This window comes from Citrobacter sp. VF227 (assembly GCF_052950715.1).
This window is the reverse complement of record NZ_JBRFVF010000241.1, coordinates 1-526: the sequence shown is the minus strand read 5'-3', so window position 1 is coordinate 526 and position 526 is coordinate 1. Positions and strand designations below refer to the sequence as shown.

Genomic DNA, 526 nt, shown 5'->3' with positions numbered 1-526 from the left:
GGCGGTGAACTGGGAAGCCACGCGCCGCCGCGTGGATGCCGCCTTCTTCGCCCGCCACAGCGTCAGCCAGCTGCGTGAGCAGAGCGATTACTGGCTCGAATACCAGGGACGCCTCACCGAACCGGTGCGTTATGACGCGGCCAGCGACCGCTATCAGCCGATCACCTGGGATGATGCGTTCGCGCTGATCGCGCGACACCTGAACGGCCTGGCCAGCCCGCACCAGGCAGCCTTCTACACATCCGGTCGGGCCAGCAACGAAGCGGCCTATCTCTACCAGCTGTTCGGCCGCAGCTTCGGCACCAACAATTTTCCCGACTGCTCGAACATGTGCCACGAGGCCAGCGGCGTCGCCCTCATCGAATCCATCGGTGTCGGCAAGGGCACGGTGACGCTGGAAGATTTCGACCACGCCGATGCGATCTTCGTACTTGGCCAGAACCCCGGCACCAACCACCCGCGCATGCTCGAACCGCTGCGCCAGGCGCTGGAGCGCGGTGCCCAGGTGGTCTGTTTCAATCCACTG

General features: G+C 64.8%; 1 protein-coding gene. It reads left to right on the top strand.

Annotated features, from left to right (window positions below; translation table 11 throughout):
- On the top strand, positions 1 to 526 hold a 526-nt coding region (locus ACU8YC_RS26115), incomplete at both ends, for a molybdopterin-dependent oxidoreductase (RefSeq protein ID WP_446896131.1).